Source organism: Streptomyces sp. NRRL F-2580, assembly GCF_000720115.1.
Lineage (GTDB): Bacteria > Actinomycetota > Actinomycetes > Streptomycetales > Streptomycetaceae > Streptomyces.
This window is the reverse complement of record NZ_JOIR01000035.1, coordinates 16,601-34,018: the sequence shown is the minus strand read 5'-3', so window position 1 is coordinate 34,018 and position 17,418 is coordinate 16,601. Positions and strand designations below refer to the sequence as shown.

Here is a 17,418-nt window from a genome sequence, read left to right as displayed (position 1 = left end):
GTGACCAGTCTCAGCGTCGAGACTCTGGCAGCGGCCGGCACCGGCCCGATCACCTCGGCCGGGAACACCCAGCTGGGGATCGCCGTCCTCGCGGGCATCGCCGTCATCGTCCTGCTCATCACCCGTCTCAAGCTGCACGCCTTCCTCGCCCTGACGGTCGGCTCGCTGACCCTCGGGGTCTTCGCGGGCGCGCCGTTGGCCAAGACCATCGCCAGTTTCACCGCCGGACTCGGCGCCACGGTCGCGGGAGTCGGCGTACTGATCGCCCTCGGCGCGATCCTCGGCCGGCTGCTGGCCGACTCGGGCGGCGCGGACGAGATCGTGGACACGATCCTCGCCCGGGCCAAGGGCCGGGCCATGCCCTGGGCGATGGTGCTGATCGCCTCGGTGATCGGGCTGCCGCTCTTCTTCGAGGTCGGCATCGTGCTGCTGATCCCGGTGGTGCTGCTGGTGGCCAAGCGGGGGAACTACTCCCTGATGCGGATCGGCATCCCGGCGCTCGCCGGCCTCTCCGTGATGCACGGGCTGATACCGCCGCACCCCGGACCCCTCGTCGCCATCGACGCGCTGCACGCGAACCTGGGGGTCACGCTCGCGCTCGGTGTGGTCGTCGCGATCCCGACCGTGATCATCGCCGGGCCGCTGTTCTCCCGGTACGCGGCGCGCTGGGTGGACATACCGGCGCCCGAGCGCATGATCACGGAGCGGCCCTCGGCCGCCCTCGAGCACCGCCCGCGGTTCGGGGCGACGGTCTTCACCGTGCTGCTGCCCGTGGCCCTGATGCTGGTCAAGGCCCTGGTCGACATCGTGGTCAACGACCCCGCCAACCCGGTGCAGCGCGTGACCGACGTCGCGGGCTCCCCGCTGATCGCACTGCTCGCCGCCGTGCTGGTGGGCATGTTCACCCTCGGCCGCGCGGCCGGCTTCACCAAGGGGCAGCTGTCGGCCACGGTGGAGAAGTCCCTGGGCCCGATCGCGGGCATCCTGCTGATCGTGGGCGCCGGCGGCGGCTTCAAGCAGACCCTGATCGACTTGGGCGTGGGCCAGATGATCCTGGACCTGTCGAAGGGCTGGGCCATACCCACGCTCCTCCTGGCCTGGCTCATCGCCGTGGCCATTCGCCTGGTGACGGGTTCGGCGACGGTGGCCACCATCTCGGCGGCCGGCCTCGTGGCCCCGCTCGCGGCCGGCATGTCCACCACGGAGACCGCTCTGCTGGTCCTCGCCATCGGGTCGGGCTCGCTGTTCTTCAGCCACGTCAACGACGCCGGCTTCTGGATGGTCAAGGAGTACTTCGGGATGACCGTCGGGCAGACCCTCAAGACCTGGTCGGTGATGGAGACGATCATCTCGGTGGTCGGCCTGGGCTTCGTCCTGCTGCTGTCACTGGTCGTGTAGCCGCACCGGCAGCCGGCCCTGCAGCTGGGCGGCGGCGAGGGCGAGGCCGTCCGCCGCCGTCTCGCAACGGGCCGCGAGGTTCGCGACCTCGGCGCGCAGGGTCTCGGTCTGCGGACCGTGCCAGTCCGGCGCGGCGGCGGCCTCGCTCAGCCGGGCCGCGTGCGTGCGCAGGGCGGCGGCGTGGCCGCGCAGGTCGCCGGCCGGCGGTCGCGGCGACGGCCGCGACGGCCGGCCCGCGACCCGGCCCTGGGCCGGGCGGCGGGCTGGGGCGCGCCCCGCCGAAGGCCGTTCGGGCAGGCTCTGGCCGCGGTCGCAGAGGGCCCAGAAGGCGGCGCCGAGCCCGAGCAGCGGTTCGGCGGTCTCGGCCCGGCCGGTGGCGACCTGCCAGCCGGCGTGGTCGTTGAAGGGGTTGGCGTCGGTCAGGGCCTTCCAGGCGAGGATGTCGGCGAAGGACGGGGCGAGCAGGGCGAAGGCGTGCTCGGCGCCCTGGTCGCGCATGATCGTGCGGAACAGGCGGAGGGCCTCGGCCTGTCGGCCCGCCCCGACGGCCCTCAGGACCGCCGCCGCGCCGGGATCGTCCAGGAGTTCGGGACGGCCCGCGCTCGCCGCCCGGATCCGGGCCTTGAGCCCGCAGACGGCGATGCTGATGGCGAGGCTCTCCCGGCTCACCAGGATGCCGGCGAGCCGGCCGGCCCGGGCGACGCCCCGGCCGCGCGGGGCCCAGCCGAGGCCCGCCGGGTCGGTCAGCGTACGGAGCAGGGTGCGCCAGCCTCGCCTGGCGCTGCCGCCGCGGGCGAGGGCGGCGGCGGGCAGGCGGGCGCCGAGGGCCAGGCCGGAGGCGTAGCGGGCGGCCTCGCCGACCGCGTCGGCGGCCTCGGCAAGGGCGCGGCACGGGGCGTCGAGCAGGTCGACGTCCGGGTCGGTGGACGCGGAGGTCGCGGCGTCGGGCATGGGATCCTCGTGGGGGTCGGCAGGCTTCGGCCAGTGCGGCGGGCTTCGGCAAGTTCGGCGAGCGGGCGGCAGGTTCGTGGGGTGGGCCGCGGTCGGGGACCGGGCGGCAGGCGGCGCGCGGCGAGCGGTTCGGACTGCGGGGGCAGCGGCGGCGTAGGGTGCGTGCGCCGTCAGCGGCGGGTGAGGGTGAGCCGGATGCCGTGCGGGTCGAGCGTCGTCGGCAGCGGTCCCACCGGGTCCAGGACCGGCCGGGTGGACCGGACCCGATGGCCCCGCAGCACCTCGGCGCAGAGCGCGGCCGTGATCATCAGGCCGAGCTGGTCGCCCGGGCAGCGGCCGCCGCCATGGCTGAAGGGCGCCATCCGGATGTCCTGGTCCGCGCGCGGGTTCTTCCACCGGCCCGGCACGAACACGTGCGCGGCCGGTACCCGTTCGGGGTCGCGCTGGTGGAACGCGGCCGGCAGCAGCACCGATGTGCCGGCCGGGTAGCGCACGCCCCGCCATTCGGTCTCGGCCCGGGTGACGCGGATCAGGTCGGGCACCACCGGGTACAGCCGCAGGGACTCCCGTACGCAGGCCCGCAGCCGGGGCAGTTCGCCCCGGCCGGGGCCGGCGGCGGTCTCGGCGGCCGCCTCCGCCGCGGCCGCGTCCTGCTCCGCGGGGTGCGCGCCGAGCAGCAGCAGGGTGCGCAGCAGTGTCTCGGGGACGGCGCCCATGGCCAGCAGCCAGTGCTCGGCCTCGCCGACGGGGTCCAGGGTGCCGGTGGGGTCGGCGTGGCGGGCGGCCCGCCCGACGAGGGTGCCGCCGTCGGCGTGGCGGGCGTACTCCTGGATGCGGGCATGGGCCTTGTCCCGCACCGAGCGGGCGGTGCGCACGCGGCCGCCGCGCAGGCCCTTGCCCTCGGCGCGCAGTTGGGTGAGCCAGCCGGCGAGCTCCTCGTCCGCTGCGGCGGCGTCGCCGAGCACGATCCGCCGGGCGGCCCGGTTCACGGCGTGCCGGGCGCGGGCGAGGTCGAGGGTGCCGGTGGCGGTCAGATGCCGGGCTTCTTCGGCGACGGCCGCCAGGTAGGGCCCGCAGGAGGGGTGCACGGGCAGGCCCGCGGCCAGTACCTCGGCGCTGACCTGCCGCCGTTCCGTGCGCAGTTCGGCGCGCGAGCAGCCGGTGCCGACGGGTTCCGCCACGTCCAGCCCCCGGCACTTCGCCGGCGGGTCGGCCGCGAGGATACTGACGGGTTCCTCGTAGAACCGGCGCAGGTCCTGCGGGTCGAGGAGGACGAGGACCGTCCGGCCGGAGCGGGTGCGTACGAGGGCGGGGGCGTCGCCGTGCCGGGCGCGCAGGGCGCGCAGCGCGGCGGCGGAGGCGCGCACCTCGCCGGGGCGGCGGCGGGGGCGGGCGGGGGCGAGGCCGTGCAGGAGGGAGCGGAGGGCACCGAGGGTGACGGGGGCGGAGGCCGCGGCGGAGGAGGCGGCGGCGGCCGGATGCCGAAACGATTCCTTTACGGATGTCCGCCGGTCGGCGGTTACCGCGCCGGGCCCCGTCCCGGCCGGCCCCCGGTCCGCGAGCGGGGTCCCGCCCCGGGGCGACCGACCGACGCGCTCGGTGCGGCGCCGGGCGGACCCACCGGCCACCCCGACGGCGCCGGGAGCAGAGCGCACCGGCAGCCCGGTCCGCTCCGCGAGGGCCCGAACCCGGGCCTTGAGCCCGTCCAGGGCCACCCCTTGGACCGTACGCATCCGTGTACCTCCGCAGCCGGACCGACAACGGTCGGTGACGTCGGCATCACCGTACGTCCCACCTGCGCACTCCGCGCCCCGACTACGCCAGGGGGTCCAGCCCGACGAGCAGTGCCGCGGTGTCGAGTCCGGCGGTGAGGTACGAGGTGAAGGTCTCGTTGTGCAGGGCCCACGGGGAGCGGTGGCGGCGTACGAGCGCGATGGCCTCGGCGGGTGGCAGGCCCCGGTCGACGAGGCACTGGGCGACGACGAGGCCGGACCGGTTGTAGCCCGAGTGGCAGCGGACCAGTGTGGTGAGTCCGCTGTCGAGGGCGAGGCCGGCCGTGCGCGCGAGGCGCCGGACGGTGTGGAGCTGGGCTGCGGTGAGTTCGGCGTCGGGCATCTGCTCCACGACGTGCTCGGCGCACGGGCCGGGGCCGTGCCCGGTGCGGCTGAAGAGGCTGATCACGAGGTCGAACTCGTCGGACACCACGGCGGGGCGCAGCTCCCCCGCCGGGTCGGTCCAGTAGTGCCCGCCCATCCACAGGCCGGGCGCGATCTCGTCCCACGGAGTGGGCGGTGGCCCAGGCACGTCGCGGTCGCTCTGACCGGTCTTCTTCATGTAGCCGGGACCTCCTGGTGGGGCGGCACCCAGCATCGCATACAACCGGGCGTCAGCTGGGTGGAGTTGGGGCGAAGACGGCCTCACGGAAGGTGGTGCGCAGCGGGCTGTGGCCTCCGTTCGGCAGGAGGACCGCCCAGCGGCCGTGGCGCGGGGAGACCCACAGCGCGGGGCCGCCGTCCTGCGGGGCGTGGTGGGCCCAGACGCCGTGCGGGGCGGGGTGCCAGAGGAGGCCACGGGCGGGGGTGAGTTCGCCGGTGCGGATGCGGAGGGACTCGCTGGTCCAGGCGCGGGTGATGCCGCGGGCGGCCTCCGGGGGGCCGTCGGTGTCCGCCGGGGCGAGGAGGCGGCGCAGGAAGCGGACGAGGTCGGCGAGGGGCGCGCGCAGGGTGCCGTCGGCGAACCGGGTCCCGGCCATGCCGAGGGGGTGCCAGACCCGGGTGGCCGCGAGGTCGGCGAGGGGGCTGCCGCAGACGTGTTCGGCGAGGCGGGTGAGGAGGGCGGTCCCCCCGGGGCGGGTGAGCAGGTGGTGGGCGGTGGTCCCGGCGGGGGCGCCGGCGGCGGCCGCGTCCCCGTAGACGGTGAGCGGGGTGTGCAAGTGGATCGCACCCTCGTCGACGAGGCTCCCCACGACCGGCCACAGCGCGAGGACGGCGGTGAGGCCGCCGACGTCGAAGCCCGTGTCCCCCGTGCTCGTGTCCCCCGTGCCCGTGTCCCCGGCGCTCGTGTTCGCGGGGTCCGCGCCCGCGGAGTCGGAGCCCGCGTGGACGCCTTCGGCGCCGCCGACGGCCCAGACCGCCCCGGGGTCGGCGGACTCGACGAGAGCCCGGATGTCGTCTGCCTGGTCGCTCAGGAGCGTCATGGTCCCTCACGTTATCGAGCCGGGCCCGGCCTCCCGGCACGTCGTGGCGCATTCGCGTCCCCCGCCACCCGAATGGGGCGGGGGACGCGAAGGGGGCGGGGAACGCGAAGGGGGCGGGGGACGCGAAGGGCCGGGGCGCCCGTGAGCGCCCCGCCCCTCAGAGCGTCAGCTCTTGTCCGGGCGGTCGGTCACGCGCAGGCTGTTCAGCAGGGGCTTGCCGAATCCGCTGTGCGTGACGAAGCGGATGTTGAGGACCCCGTCCGTGACCGTGACCGTGTACTGCCGGGTCAGGGCCTTGTACGTGCCCGCCTCCAGGGAGATGTCCAGGGAGGGCAGGACCTGGGTGCCCTCGGCCAGGACGTCGAAGACGCGCTTGTTGGGCTTGGTGGAGGAGAGCTCCGCGAAGCCCAGCTCTACCGTGTAGGTGCCGTTCGGCACGTTGTCGAAGCGGTACTCGTACATGCCCTCACGGGCGTTGCGGAAGAGCCGCTGCTCGTCCGTGCCCGCGATGGTGCGGCTGGTGGTCTCCACCGAGCCGTTGCCCTGGTAGCCGTACGAGCCGGCCGTGTACTTGCGGTCCGGGGACCAGGCGTCACCCAGGCTGTCCGTGCTCGCGCCGGTGGACCCCGCGTCCAGGGAGACCTGGTAGCGCGGGACGACGGCCTTGACGGGAATGGTGAGGACCGGGGTCCGGCCGCTCGCCGAGGTGATCTTCAGGTCCGCGGTGAGGACCGTCCCGGGGGTGAGCCCGGTGGTGTCCACCGACAGGGTGAGCGGGATCTTCCCGCCCGTCGGGAGGTCACCGCCGGCCGGCGTGGCCGTCAGCCAGGCCGCGTCCTCGGAGACCGTGAACGCGGTGCCGAGGCCGGGGTTGGTCAGGTCCAGGGTCCGCGTCCGCTTCTGGTTCGCCGGGAGCACGATCTCCACGGACGGCTTGGACGCCGTCACCTTGCCGGTGCGCAGGGACTGCGTCACCGCCGTGACGTCGGCGGCCTTGACGTTCACCGTGGCCGTGGCGGACTCGTACTGGGGCGCCGCCAGCGAGACGGGGAGCGAGCCCGACGGGCTCTGGACGACGTATCCGCCGTCTGCCGCCGTGGTCGCCGACACCGCTGTGTCGCCGGTGCCGACGGTGACCGTGGCGCCCGCCACGCCGTTGCCGTCGTTGGCGTCGAGCACCCGGCCCGCCACCACACCGCTCTTGGTGGTCCGGAAGGCGATGGACAGGCCGTCCGTGATGACCGCGGTGTTGAAGGAGTACTTGAAGGCGTCGGTGCCGGCCGCGTTCTCGACGCCGACCGTGGCCGTGGAGCCGCCCTTGATGCCGGTGCCGCCGGTCCCCTTGTAGGAGTACGAGACGGTGCCGTCCTCGCCGATCGCCGCCGAGAAGGAGAACTTGTCGGCCTGCGCGGACCAGTGGGACACCTGCCGCCACTCGATCACGTAACTGCGGTGCGGGGCGGTGCCGGTGACGCCGGTGAAGACGCCCGAGCCGCTGCCCGCCGCGCCGACGACCAGGTCGTCCCAGAACGGGTACAGGGCCGCGTTGGGCGTGGCCGTGCTCGGGATGTCCCCGTTGATGTCACCGGTGTTGTTGCCGCCGAAGCTGACCGTGCCGTTCGTGCCGATCCAGGCCTGGCCGTACGTCTTGCCGTACAGCGGCAGCGGGAACGGCAGGTCGACGCGCTCGGTGGTGTTGTCGCCCGTCAGCGCGAGCTGCCGGCTCCCCTCGGCGTACGGGCGGTCGCCGGCGGTGGCGCAGGCGTAGCCGTATCCGTCGGTGCGTTCGGGGAGGTTCACGGCGACGGTGGCGTCGCCGGTGACGGTGACCTTCGCGGTGCCGCCGGTGACACAGCGGGAGGCGTGGGTGGCGGTCACGTCGTACGTGCCGTGCGGCAGGGTGACCTCGAAGCGGCCCTGCGCGTCGGCGGTCGCGGTCACCGGGGTGTCCGCGACGGCGACGGAGGCGCCGGCGGCGGGTCCGGCGGCCGAGGAGACGGTGCCGGTGAGCTTGCCGGAGGGTGCCTGGGTGAGGGTGAAGTCGCCGGTGGCGGTGGCGCTCTCGGTCACCGTGGCCGTCGCGGTCTGCTGCCCGTAGCCGAACTTGGCGGCGGTCAGCGTGTAGTCGCCCACCGAGAGGGACGGGAAGGCGTAGCTGCCGTCGGCGGCCGTGGTCGCGGTGCGGTCGATCGGGCCGTCGGCCGTGATCCTCACGCCCGCGAGCGGCTGGCCACCGGAGCGCACGACGCCGCCGAGGGCGCCGATCGCCCCGCGCGGGGCGGCGTTCACAGCTGCGAGGACGTCGAGCTTGCCCTCGCCGAAGACGTTGTTGTCGGCGGGCGTGCCGCCGCACTGGCTGCTGTCGGTGTCCTGGGCGGTGCCGTCCAGGAGCGATTCGGTCTGCGCGACGTCACCTTCGAGGGTGGGCGCGGCGGACCAGAGAAGGGCCACGGCGGCCGCGGTGTGCGGGGAGGCCATGGAGGTGCCGGAGAAGGCCTCGTACCCGCCGCCGGGGACGGAGGAGCGGACGTTCACGCCCGGGGCGGCGATGTTCGGCTTGATGATGCCGCCGGGGCCCGCGCCGCGCGAGGAGAAGGACGCGATCGCGTTGTTGATGTCGAAGGCGCCGGAGCTGTAGGAGCTCGCGTAGTCACCCGGGGAGCCGCTGGTGGAGCAGCCCGGGCCGGCGTTGCCGTTGGAGAAGGCCGGGAAGATGCCGGCGGCCCGCCAGGTGTTGACGATCTCCTGGTACCAGGTGTCGCCGCCGCTCCCGCCCCAGGAGTTGTTGACGATGTGCGGGGCGAGGTCGGGCCGGGGGTTCTGGCCGTTCAGGTCGGTCGGAGCCACGATCCACTGGCCGGAGGCGAGCAGGGAGGCCTCGGAGCAGGAGTTGGACTCGCAGCCCTTGGCCGCGATCCACTTGGCGCCGGGGGCCACGCCGATCTTGTTGGCGCCGCCGTCATCGCCGACCATGGTGCCCATCGTGTGGGTGCCGTGGTCGTTGTTGTCGCAGGGGGCCGCGGTGGAGCAGACGCCCGCCGGGTCGAACCAGTTGTAGGCGTGGTCGTACGAACCGTCCGCCCTCTTGCCGCGGTACTGGTTGTTCACGGCCGGGTGCGTGTAGTCCACGCCGCTGTCGATGTTGGCGACGACGATGCCCTCCCCGCGGACACCGAGCTGGTCCCAGACCTGCGGGGCCTTGATCCGGTCGATGTTCCACTCGACGGCGTCGGCGGCGGCCTTCTCCCGCTTGCCCTCGGCGGGCCTGGGGAGCTCGACCTTGTCGTCGGCGTCGATCCGCGCGACCTCGGGACGCTGCGCCAGGGCCCCGGCGAGCTTCTCGCTGCCGACGACGCGGACGGCGTTCACGATCCAGTACGAGGTGTACTCGGCCTGGGCGCCTTCCAGAGCCTTGACGATCCCGGCCTGGCTGCGCGCGGCGTGGTCCCTCTTGGTCCGCAGAACCGTTTCGGCCTTGGCGGCGCGGGTCTGCTGCTTCCCCGCGGCGGTCAGGTCGGCGGCACTGTCGAGGTACACCCAGAAGACGGCCTTGGCCGAGCCGTCGAGCTGGGCGCGGAGCTTGGGTTCGATCTTGCGCTCGGCCGCGCTCGGCGCGCCGGGACCGGGGTCCTGGGCCGCCGCGGCGACGCCCGCGCCGAGCGGGAGGAGCAGGACCGAGGTGAGGGCGGCGAGCGCCGCGCGTAAGGACCGCGCGGGCCTTGTCGGCCTTGTGGGCCTTAAGGCTCGTGAGGACCGGTTGTCGCGTTGGGCCACGTGTTGTCTCCTCGTACGCCGTGTGCGGGTTGTGCGGGAAGGGTGCGCGTGACGTGCGCGGGCCATGGTGAAGGAGAGGTCATGTTCATTACAAGAGTGCCTATTGAGCCGGATCGAGCCGTCCCCGGCCACGGCCGACGAAGCCCTCCCGGTGGCCCTTCCCGGCCGCGCGGGCCAGCCTGAAGACATGACTGCGCCCGCCGAGCCGTCCGGAGCCGGTGTCCCGATCGCGTCCGCGCGCGGCCGGTGGATCCTGCTGACCACGGTGCTCGGGTCGACCATGGCCATGCTGGACGGGACCGTGGTGAACGTGGCCCTGCCGCGCATCGGGGAGGACCTCGACGCGGATCTGGCGGTGCTCCAGTGGACGGTGAACGCCTATCTGCTGACCCTGGCCGGGCTGATCCTGGTCGGCGGGTCACTGAGCGACCGGTTCGGGCGGCGCCGGATCTTCGTCCTGGGCGTGGCGTGGTTCGCGCTGGGCTCGCTGCTGTGCGGGATCGCGCCGAACGCCGGGGTGCTGATCGCCGCCCGGGCCCTGCAGGGCATCGGCGGGGCGCTGCTGGCGCCCGGCTCCCTGGCCCTGATCCAGGCGTCGATCCGGGCCGAGGACCGGGGGCGGGCGATCGGCCTGTGGTCGGGGTTCGGCGGGGTGGGCGCGGCCGTGGGACCGTTCCTCGGCGGCTGGCTGGTGGACGGGCCGGGCTGGCGGTGGGTGTTCCTGCTGAATGTGCCGTTGGCCGCGGTGTGCGTGCCGGTCGCACTGCGGCACGTACCGGAATCGCGGGACCCGCACGCGCACGGGCGGTTCGACGTGGCCGGGGCGGTACTCGGTGCGACGGGCCTGGGGCTGGTCACCTACGCGCTGATCGAAGCCCGGTCGGGAACGGCGGCGGTGACCGTCGCGGCGGTGCTCGGGGTCCTGCTGGCCGTCGCCTTCGTCTACGTGGAGCGGCGGCGGTCCGACCCGATGGTGCCGCCGGACATCTTCGCGTCCCGGCAGTTCACCGCGGTCAACCTCGTCACCCTGTGCGTGTACGGGGCCATCGGCGGGTTCTTCTTCCTCGCGGTGCTCCAGCTCCAGGTGGTGTCCGGGTACTCGGCACTGGCCGCCGGCGCCGCGATGCTGCCGACGACCCTCCTGATGCTGCTCCTGTCGGCCCGCTCGGGTGAACTCGGGGAACGGATCGGACCGCGCATCCCGCTCACGGTGGGGCCGCTGCTGTGCGCGGCCGGGACGCTGCTGATGCTGCGGGTAGGGCCCGCGGCCTCGTACGTACGGGACGTGCTGCCCGCGATGGCCGTGATGGGCATGGGCCTGGTGGCCCTGGTGGCCCCGCTGACGTCGACCGTGCTGGCCTCGGTGGATCCCGGCCGGGCGGGCCTGGCCAGCGGCATCAACAACGCGGCGGCGCGCGTCGCCGGACTGCTCGCGGTGGCGGCGCTGCCGCTGCTGTCCGGAATGGGGCCGGAGTCGTACCGCTCGGCGACCCAGTTCGACGCCGCTTTCGGGCGGGCCATGCTGTGGTGCACCGGGGCGTTCGTGGCCGGCGCCGCCGTGTCCTGGGCGACCGTACGCTCCCCCGCGCGCACCGAGGCGTGCCACCCGGAGTGCCATACGTACTGCGCGGTGACGGCCCCGCCGCTCGAAGCCCCGCGGGAGGGGAAGCGGGGACTTGGCTGAGTTCCGGTTCGGGTCCGGCTGGTCCCCGTGTGCTGGAGCGCTACGGCCGATCTGGTGGCGGGCACGGTCGTCGCCGCCGTCGGAGTCGTGTGCGTGGCCCACGTGCGGCGGGTCCGCGATCTGCCGATCGCCGCGCCGCCTCTGCTGCTGGGCGCGCACCAGCTGGTGGCCGCACCATCGGCTACGGCGTGAATGTTCCGTGGATGCCGCTCGTCCTGACGGGCTACCTGTTCGCCACGCTCGGCGCCCTGCCGCTCGCCCGACCGGCGGCTGCGGACCCTCGGCGTGGTGCTGGCCGCCGGGGCGCTGGCCTGCTCAGCGCTGTGGCGGCTGGAATTCGCCTCCACCTGGTACGCCTTCGCCGCGGTCGCGTCCATGCTCGTCCCGGGCCGGCTCCGGCGCCGGAAACCTCCCCACTCCGCCACACGCTGACCGAAAGTTACCTAGACGTATGTAGTGACTTCACATGCACGCGGCAGTAGAACTCGTTCCCATTCCACCGAGAGTGAGGAACGTCACATGGATGACAAAACCCTGACCGTAAGAGGCCCCAAGGGAATCACCCGTCGTGGATTCATCGGTAGAACTGGTTCTATTTTGGGAGCGGTGGCCCTGGCGGGCCACATCACCCCGGCCCAAGCCGCTCCCCCGGCCACCCCGATCGCCGACGGCGCCCGCGTACCGGCCCTGGTCATCGGCACCGGATACGGCGGCTCCGTCGCGGCGCTGCGCCTCGCGCAGGCCGGCGTGGACGTGCAGATGATCGAGATGGGCATGTCCTGGGACACCCCCGGCTCGGACGGGAAGATCTTCCCGAAGGTGACCAGTCCGGACTACCGGTCCTTCTGGCTCCGCACCCGGACCAAGGCTCCGCTCAGCAACTTCCTCGGCTTCCCGATCGACAAGGACGTCCCCAAGTACACCGGAATCCTCGACGCCGAGGATTTCGCCGGCATCACGGTCTACCAGGGCCGCGGCGTGGGCGGCGGTTCGCTGGTCAACGGAGGCATGGCGGTCACGCCCAAGCGCGCCAACTTCGCCGCCGTCCTCCCGTCGGTGGACGCCGACGAGATGTACGCGACCTACTACCCCCGGGCCAACGCCGGTCTCGGGGTCGGCATGATCGACCCTGCGTGGTTCGACACGGCGGACTGCTACCAGTTCTCCCGCGTCGGCCGCAAGCACGCCCAGCGCTCCGGATTCGCCTGGACCTTCGTACCCGACGTGTACGACTGGGACTACATGAAGCAGGAGGCCGCCGGCACCGCCACCAAGTCCGCCTTGGCCGGCGAGATCCTCTACGGCAACAACCACGGCAAGAAGTCGCTGGTGCAGACGTACCTCGCCCAGGCCAGAGCGACCGGCAAGGTCACCATCTCGGCGCTGCACAAGGTCACTTCGGTCTCCCCCGCCGCGGGCGGCGGCTACACGGTCGCCATCGACCAGATCAACACCACCGGCGACACCGTGGCCACCAAGACGGTGACGGCGGACCGGGTGTTCTTCGCGGCCGGCAGCGTCGGCACCAGCAAGCTCCTGGTCAAGCTGAAGGCCACCGGGGCGCTGCCGAACCTCAACAACGAGGTCGGCAAGGGCTGGGGCGAGAACGGCAACGTCATGTGCGGCCGCGCCAACCACATGTGGGATCCGACCGGCAAGCTCCAGTCGACCATCCCCTGCTCCGGCATCGACAACTGGGACGCCGGCGGCGCCTTCGCCGAGGTCGCACCGCTCCCCACCGGAATCGAGACCTACGCCTCCTTCTACCTGTCGATCACGAAGAACCCGAACCGCGGCGAGTTCAACTGGAACGCCGCGACGGGCACGGCCGACCTGAGCTGGCAGACCGCCTGGAAGCAACCGTCCATCAGCATGGCCAAGACAATCTTCGACAAGATCAACTCGAAGGAGGGGACGATCTACCGGACCGACCTGTTCGGCGGCAACAAGATCTGGAACGACACCCTCACCTACCACCCGCTCGGCGGCGCCGTCCTGAACAAGGCCACCGACAACTACGGACGCCTGCACGGCTACACCGGCCTGTACGTGATCGACGGAGCGCTGATCCCCGGAAACGCCAGCGTCAACCCGTTCGTCACCATCACGGCACTCGCCGAGCGCAACATCGAGAAGATCATCGCAACCGACCTCCCGTAGGGCCGCGTCCTCCCCCCAGCGGCCGGGGCCGTTCGGATGCACCGAACGGCCCCTTGTCACACCCCGTTCCGCGCCGCTCGCAGCGGCGCGGCTCCGCTCAGTGGCCGGGCAGCACGCACACGCTGTCGAGGCCGAGCACGTGGTTGAGCCGGCCGAAGGCCAGCCAGGACCCGATGCTCATCGTCAGCTCCACGATCTCCAACTGGCTGTAGTGCGCGGTCATCCGGTCCCAGAACTCGTCGTCGAGGCCGTGGTGGTCCAGGGTGTACCGCTCGGCGTACTCCGCCGCCAGCCGGGTGCGCTCGTCGAAGCGGTCGGTGGTGCGCCACTCGGTGACGTCCTCGGAGAACTCCTCCTCGACCTTCTCCCCGTCCCGCTCGGTGCGCCAGTCGAGGCAGAAGACGCACCCGTTGATCTGCGCGACGCGCAGCCGGGCCGCCTCGAACTCGCGCAGGCCCAGGGTGGTGTGGGCGTACACCGACAGGGAGAAGTTCGCGGCGGCCATGCCGATGCCGGGGACCATGTCGCCCCACACGTACTCGATCGGGTGCTGGCCTTCGGGGATGTCGATCCTCATGACTTTTTCCTTCCGAGTCTGCCGGTGGCGGGGCGCAGCGGGACGTCGAGGGCGTCGTAGAGTCCGGGCTCCGCCTCGGTGAGCCAGTCGATGGCGCCGACGAGGCGGCCGACGGCGGTGGCGTTGCCGCCGGCCGAGCGGTTGTCTCCCTCGTCGGTGGCCTCGACGGTGACCTCGATGCGCGGCCGACCCTCGATGACGACCCGGTGGGCGCCGTCGCCGCCGTCGGGCGGCGTGGGCCAGTCCGGGGCGCACGAGGCGTGGATGCGGGTGACGTGCTCGATGACGATGCGGGGCTCGCCCTCGACGATGCCCTGTACCTCGAAGCGAATGGCACCCTGGGTGCCGGCCTCGAAGGCGCCCATGGTGCGGGTGGTCACGGTGGTGTCGAGGGCGCGGCGCTCCGACGTTTCGCGGATCTCGTCGAGTTCGACGCCGAGGGCCCGGGCCATCATCCGTATCTGCCCGCCCCACACCATGGTCGGGATCGAGGGCATGAGCATCATCGGCTCGTGGTCCATGGGGTGGCCCATGCCCACGAGGTGGCGGACGGAGTCCGGCTGGTCGTAGGTGGAGTAGTCGAAGATCTCCTGGCAGCGGATGACGTCGATGGTGGTGCCGAGTCCGCTGAGCAGGAGCGGGAGCACGTCGTTGCCCCAGCCGGGGTCGACTCCGGAGGCGAACAGCGAGCCGCCGCCCTCCGCGATGGCGGCGAGTACCGGATCGCGGAACTCCGGTGGGGCGCCGCGGTGGTCGTAGAGCGGATAGAGGGCGGGGCTGACGACGACGGCGCCGGACCTGATGGCCCGGGTGATGTCGGCGAGGGCCTCGTCGGGCCGTACGTCCCCGGACGCGGCGTACACCACGGCCCGGGGGCAGGCGGCCAGGACGGCCTCGATGTCGTCGGTGGCCGCGACCCCCAACAGGTGGTCGAGGCCGCCGAGTTCGCCCGCGTCGCGGCCGACCTTGGCCGGATCGTGGACGATGACGGCGGAGAGTTTCAGCGCGGGATGGGCCTCGACGGCGCGGATGGCCAGACGGCCGACGTTGCCGGTACCCCAGACAACCGTGGAAATCATGCGCGGAGGGTAGCCACAGGGCCCTCACGTTGCCAGAGCCGCGCGGCCCGAACTCGTCCGCCCCGCCGGGTTACTGGTTCTGGCCACCCAGCACGAAGAGGAGGTAGACGAAGAAAGCGAAGAGGTGGCCGACGAACAGGTAGGCGATCAGCCGGATGATCAGACCGCGCGGGAACTTGGACTCGAAGCGTGCCCGGATGGTCGTGGGCGCGGGCTTCTCGGCTTGGGACATGGGGTACGGCTCCTCCGCTATCGGTGGTGCGTGGTGGTGGTGCCGCCGAGGCACAGCCCGGCGAGGCTGCTCTGCAGCAGGGTGTGGACGAACAGCAGGTCGGCGCCCCCGGAGGAGGCCGCGCCGATCCGGTGCGGGGTGAGCGAGTCGAAGTGCGCGCTGTCTCCCGGTTCCAGCAGGTGCTCGGCCTCCCCCAGGTGCAGCCGCAGCCGCCCGTCCAGGACGTACAGCCATTCCTCGCCGGGATGTACGCGGACCAGCTCGCCCTGGCTGCGGCCGTGGGGGACGTGCACGCGCAGGGCCTGCATGCCGCGGCCGGAGCCGCCCGCCTGCCAGTACGTCCAGCCGTCGGCCTCGCGGGCGCCGGGACCGCCGGCCCGTACGATGGGATCGGCGACGGCCGGGGTCTCGCCGAGCAGCTCCGAGACCGTCGTACCGTAGGTGCGGGCGAGCTCGAGCAGGAGCGGCAGCGAGGGCTGGCGCCGGCCGGTCTCCAGGCGGGACAGGTGGGCGGGCGAGAGCCGCGCCCGGGTGGCGGCGGCCTCCAGGGTGAGTCCGGCGCGGCGGCGCAGCTCGCGCAGTTGCGGGGCCACGGCGGGCAGCTCGTCGGCCGCGTCTTCGGGGCCGGGGGCGGGACCGGGTTTCATGCCCTGATTGAGCCAGAGCTTTGCCTTTCTGGCAATCCGTCTTGCCTCTGAGGCAAATTCCCCCCTCGTCGCGGCGCGACCTGGCCCTCGCTGCCCTCCTTCCCCCACCAGGGCGCTTGGCGGCCATACCGGCCCGCGGGACGTCGGCTACGGTCCGGCCGCCTCGCCCAGCACCGTCTCCACGGTATCGGCCTGCTCCGCGTCCTTGTCCGGGCGGTGCCTCAGCACCCGCGCGAACCGCAGCGCCACCCCGGCCGGGTAGCGCGGGGAGCGCTGCAGCCCGTCGTAGGCGATCTCCACCACCAGTTCGGGCCGCACCCGCACGGTGAAGCCGTCGTCGGAGGTGGCGAGCGCGCGCAGCGCCCCGGTCTGCCAGCGCAGCATCTCGTCCGTGAGTCCTTTGAAGGTCTTGCCGAGCATGGCGTAGGTGCCGTCGGCGGCCCGAGCCCCCAGGTGCAGGTTCGAGAGCAGTCCGGTGCGCCGCCCGTGGCCCCATTCGGCGGCGAGGACCACCAGGTCCAGGGTGTGCACCGGCTTCACCTTCAGCCAGTGCCTGCCGCGGCGGCCGGCCGCGTAGGCCGAGTCCAGTGCCTTGACCACGACCCCCTCGTGGCCGTGGCGCAGGGCCTCGGCCCAGAACTCCTCCGCCTCGGCCGCCTGCGCGCCCGGATCCTCGACGGCGAGGCGCCGGACGCGGGCGTTCTCGGGCACGAGGGCGGCCAGGGCCTCGTACCGCTCCCGGACCGGGAGGTCGAGGAGGACGTCGTCGCCCGCGGCCAGGACGTCGAAGAAGTAGGGGACGACCGGGAGCGTGCGCCGTGCGGCCTCGACGTCGACGCGGGAGCCGACCCGGCTCGCGATCTCCTGGAAGGGGACGGGCCGGCCGTCCGCCGCGCGGCCGATGACCTCCCCGTCGAGGATGAACCGCTCCCCCGGCAGCGACCGGGCCAGTTCCGCCACCTCCGGGAGCCGGCCGGTGATCTCGTCCAGGGAGCGGGTGTACACGCGTACGTCGTCCCCGTCCCGGTGGACCTGCACGCGGATCCCGTCGAGCTTCTCCTCCACCGCGCACGGCCCGAGTGCGGCCAGTGCCTCGGCGACCGACGGGGCCGTGCCCGCCAGCATCGGCTGTACGGGCCGGCCGACGCGCAGGATGACGGCGCGCAGGGCCTGCGCCCCTTCGGCGAGTACCGCGGCCGCCACCCGGGGCAGCGAGCCGTCCAGCATCACCGCCCGGCGCAGTTCGGCGGCCGGTACCCCGGCGGCCGCGGCCACTCCCTCCAGTGCCGCCGCGTCCAGCGCGCCCTGGCGGACCTCGCCGGACAGCAGGCTGCGCAGGAACGCCTGCTCGGCGTCGGTGGCCGCGCCCAGCAGGGTCTCGACGATCCGGCGCCGCTCCGCCTGGGCGCCGGGGCCCGCGACGGCGGCGAGTTCGGAGACCGCCGCGTCGACGGCGCGGACGGTCAGGGTGGGCTCCGGCGCCGGTGCGGTCTCCTGGGCGAGGGCGCGCCAGCCGATGCCCGGGCGGCCCTGCGGGAGGCGCCCGGAGAGGTAGGAGATCACCAGACCGGCCTCGTCGGGCGGCGCGGCGGCGAAGAGCTCCGCGAGCAGGGCGGTCTTGCGGGAGCGGGCGGCGGTCCCGGCGACCTCCCGGGACACGCGCGCGACATCGGCCAGCAGCATGCGGCCATCCTCCCGCCCCGGGACCTGCCGCGCAGGT

Annotated in this window: 14 protein-coding genes and 1 pseudogene; 5 read left to right on the top strand and 10 right to left on the bottom strand. The window is 73.3% G+C overall.

The features are described from left to right. Positions 1-1,398 (top strand): gluconate:H+ symporter, encoded by a 1,398-nt coding sequence (locus IF88_RS0130460; RefSeq protein ID WP_030719617.1) that lies wholly within the window; start codon positions 1-3, stop codon positions 1,396-1,398. Here IF88_RS0130460 and IF88_RS0130450 read toward each other — a convergent pair. The 5 genes from IF88_RS0130450 to IF88_RS49170 all read right to left on the bottom strand — a co-directional run bounded on the left by IF88_RS0130450 (position 1,384) and on the right by IF88_RS49170 (position 9,319). After that, entirely contained in the window at positions 1,384-2,349 is a 966-nt protein-coding gene (locus IF88_RS0130450) for a hypothetical protein (RefSeq protein ID WP_051837828.1), read from the bottom strand. The genes IF88_RS0130460 and IF88_RS0130450 overlap by 15 nt on opposite strands. A gap of 170 nt (positions 2,350-2,519) precedes the next feature. Next, positions 2,520-4,082, bottom strand: coding sequence for a cytochrome P450 (locus tag IF88_RS42465; RefSeq protein WP_158754665.1), 1,563 nt, complete (start codon positions 4,080-4,082; stop codon positions 2,520-2,522). Between the two features lie 82 nt (positions 4,083-4,164). Then, positions 4,165-4,683 carry a protein-tyrosine phosphatase family protein gene (locus IF88_RS0130440; RefSeq protein ID WP_030719611.1) on the bottom strand — a complete coding sequence of 173 codons (519 nt, stop codon included), beginning with the start codon at positions 4,681-4,683 and terminating at the stop codon, positions 4,165-4,167. A gap of 52 nt (positions 4,684-4,735) precedes the next feature. Next, positions 4,736-5,545, bottom strand: coding sequence for a serine hydrolase (locus IF88_RS0130435; RefSeq protein ID WP_030719609.1), 810 nt, complete (start codon positions 5,543-5,545; stop codon positions 4,736-4,738). A gap of 165 nt (positions 5,546-5,710) precedes the next feature. Then, positions 5,711-9,319: a S8 family serine peptidase gene (locus tag IF88_RS49170; RefSeq protein ID WP_030719607.1), complete on the bottom strand. Its 3,609-nt coding sequence runs from the start codon at positions 9,317-9,319 to the stop codon at positions 5,711-5,713. A 187-nt stretch (positions 9,320-9,506) separates the two neighbouring features. Between IF88_RS49170 and IF88_RS0130425 the strand changes: the two genes are divergently transcribed. The 4 genes and pseudogenes from IF88_RS0130425 (at position 9,507) to IF88_RS0130410 (ending at position 13,163) form a co-directional block, all read left to right on the top strand. Further along, positions 9,507-11,003, top strand: a complete 1,497-nt coding sequence (locus tag IF88_RS0130425) for an MFS transporter (RefSeq protein WP_030719606.1) — start codon at positions 9,507-9,509, stop codon at positions 11,001-11,003. 27 nt (positions 11,004-11,030) lie between these two features. Further along, positions 11,031-11,195, top strand: a complete 165-nt coding sequence (locus IF88_RS49435; RefSeq protein ID WP_324617216.1) for a DUF6629 family protein — start codon at positions 11,031-11,033, stop codon at positions 11,193-11,195. 75 nt (positions 11,196-11,270) lie between these two features. Continuing rightward, positions 11,271-11,435, top strand: a pseudogene (locus IF88_RS49430) (DUF6629 family protein); the annotation flags it as partial. A gap of 87 nt (positions 11,436-11,522) precedes the next feature. After that, complete coding sequence (locus IF88_RS0130410) at positions 11,523-13,163, top strand: GMC oxidoreductase (protein WP_030719603.1); 1,641 nt, start codon at positions 11,523-11,525, stop codon at positions 13,161-13,163. 97 nt (positions 13,164-13,260) lie between these two features. Here IF88_RS0130410 and IF88_RS0130405 read toward each other — a convergent pair whose 3' ends face one another. The 5 genes from IF88_RS0130405 to IF88_RS0130385 all read right to left on the bottom strand — a co-directional run bounded on the left by IF88_RS0130405 (position 13,261) and on the right by IF88_RS0130385 (position 17,381). Further along, positions 13,261-13,740: a carboxymuconolactone decarboxylase family protein gene (locus IF88_RS0130405; protein WP_030719593.1), complete on the bottom strand. Its 480-nt coding sequence runs from the start codon at positions 13,738-13,740 to the stop codon at positions 13,261-13,263. Next, positions 13,737-14,819 (bottom strand): dihydrodipicolinate reductase, encoded by a 1,083-nt coding sequence (locus IF88_RS0130400; RefSeq protein ID WP_030719589.1) that lies wholly within the window; start codon positions 14,817-14,819, stop codon positions 13,737-13,739. Before IF88_RS0130400 ends, IF88_RS0130405 begins: the two co-directional genes overlap by 4 nt. Before the next feature lie 70 nt (positions 14,820-14,889). Then, complete coding sequence (locus IF88_RS46810; protein WP_158754663.1) at positions 14,890-15,051, bottom strand: DUF6126 family protein; 162 nt, start codon at positions 15,049-15,051, stop codon at positions 14,890-14,892. 17 nt (positions 15,052-15,068) lie between these two features. Beyond that, entirely contained in the window at positions 15,069-15,698 is a 630-nt protein-coding gene (locus tag IF88_RS0130390; protein WP_030719587.1) for a helix-turn-helix domain-containing protein, read from the bottom strand. 147 nt (positions 15,699-15,845) lie between these two features. After that, positions 15,846-17,381 carry an ATP-dependent DNA ligase gene (locus tag IF88_RS0130385; RefSeq protein ID WP_030719584.1) on the bottom strand — a complete coding sequence of 512 codons (1,536 nt, stop codon included), beginning with the start codon at positions 17,379-17,381 and terminating at the stop codon, positions 15,846-15,848. Positions 17,382-17,418 lie beyond the last annotated feature (37 nt).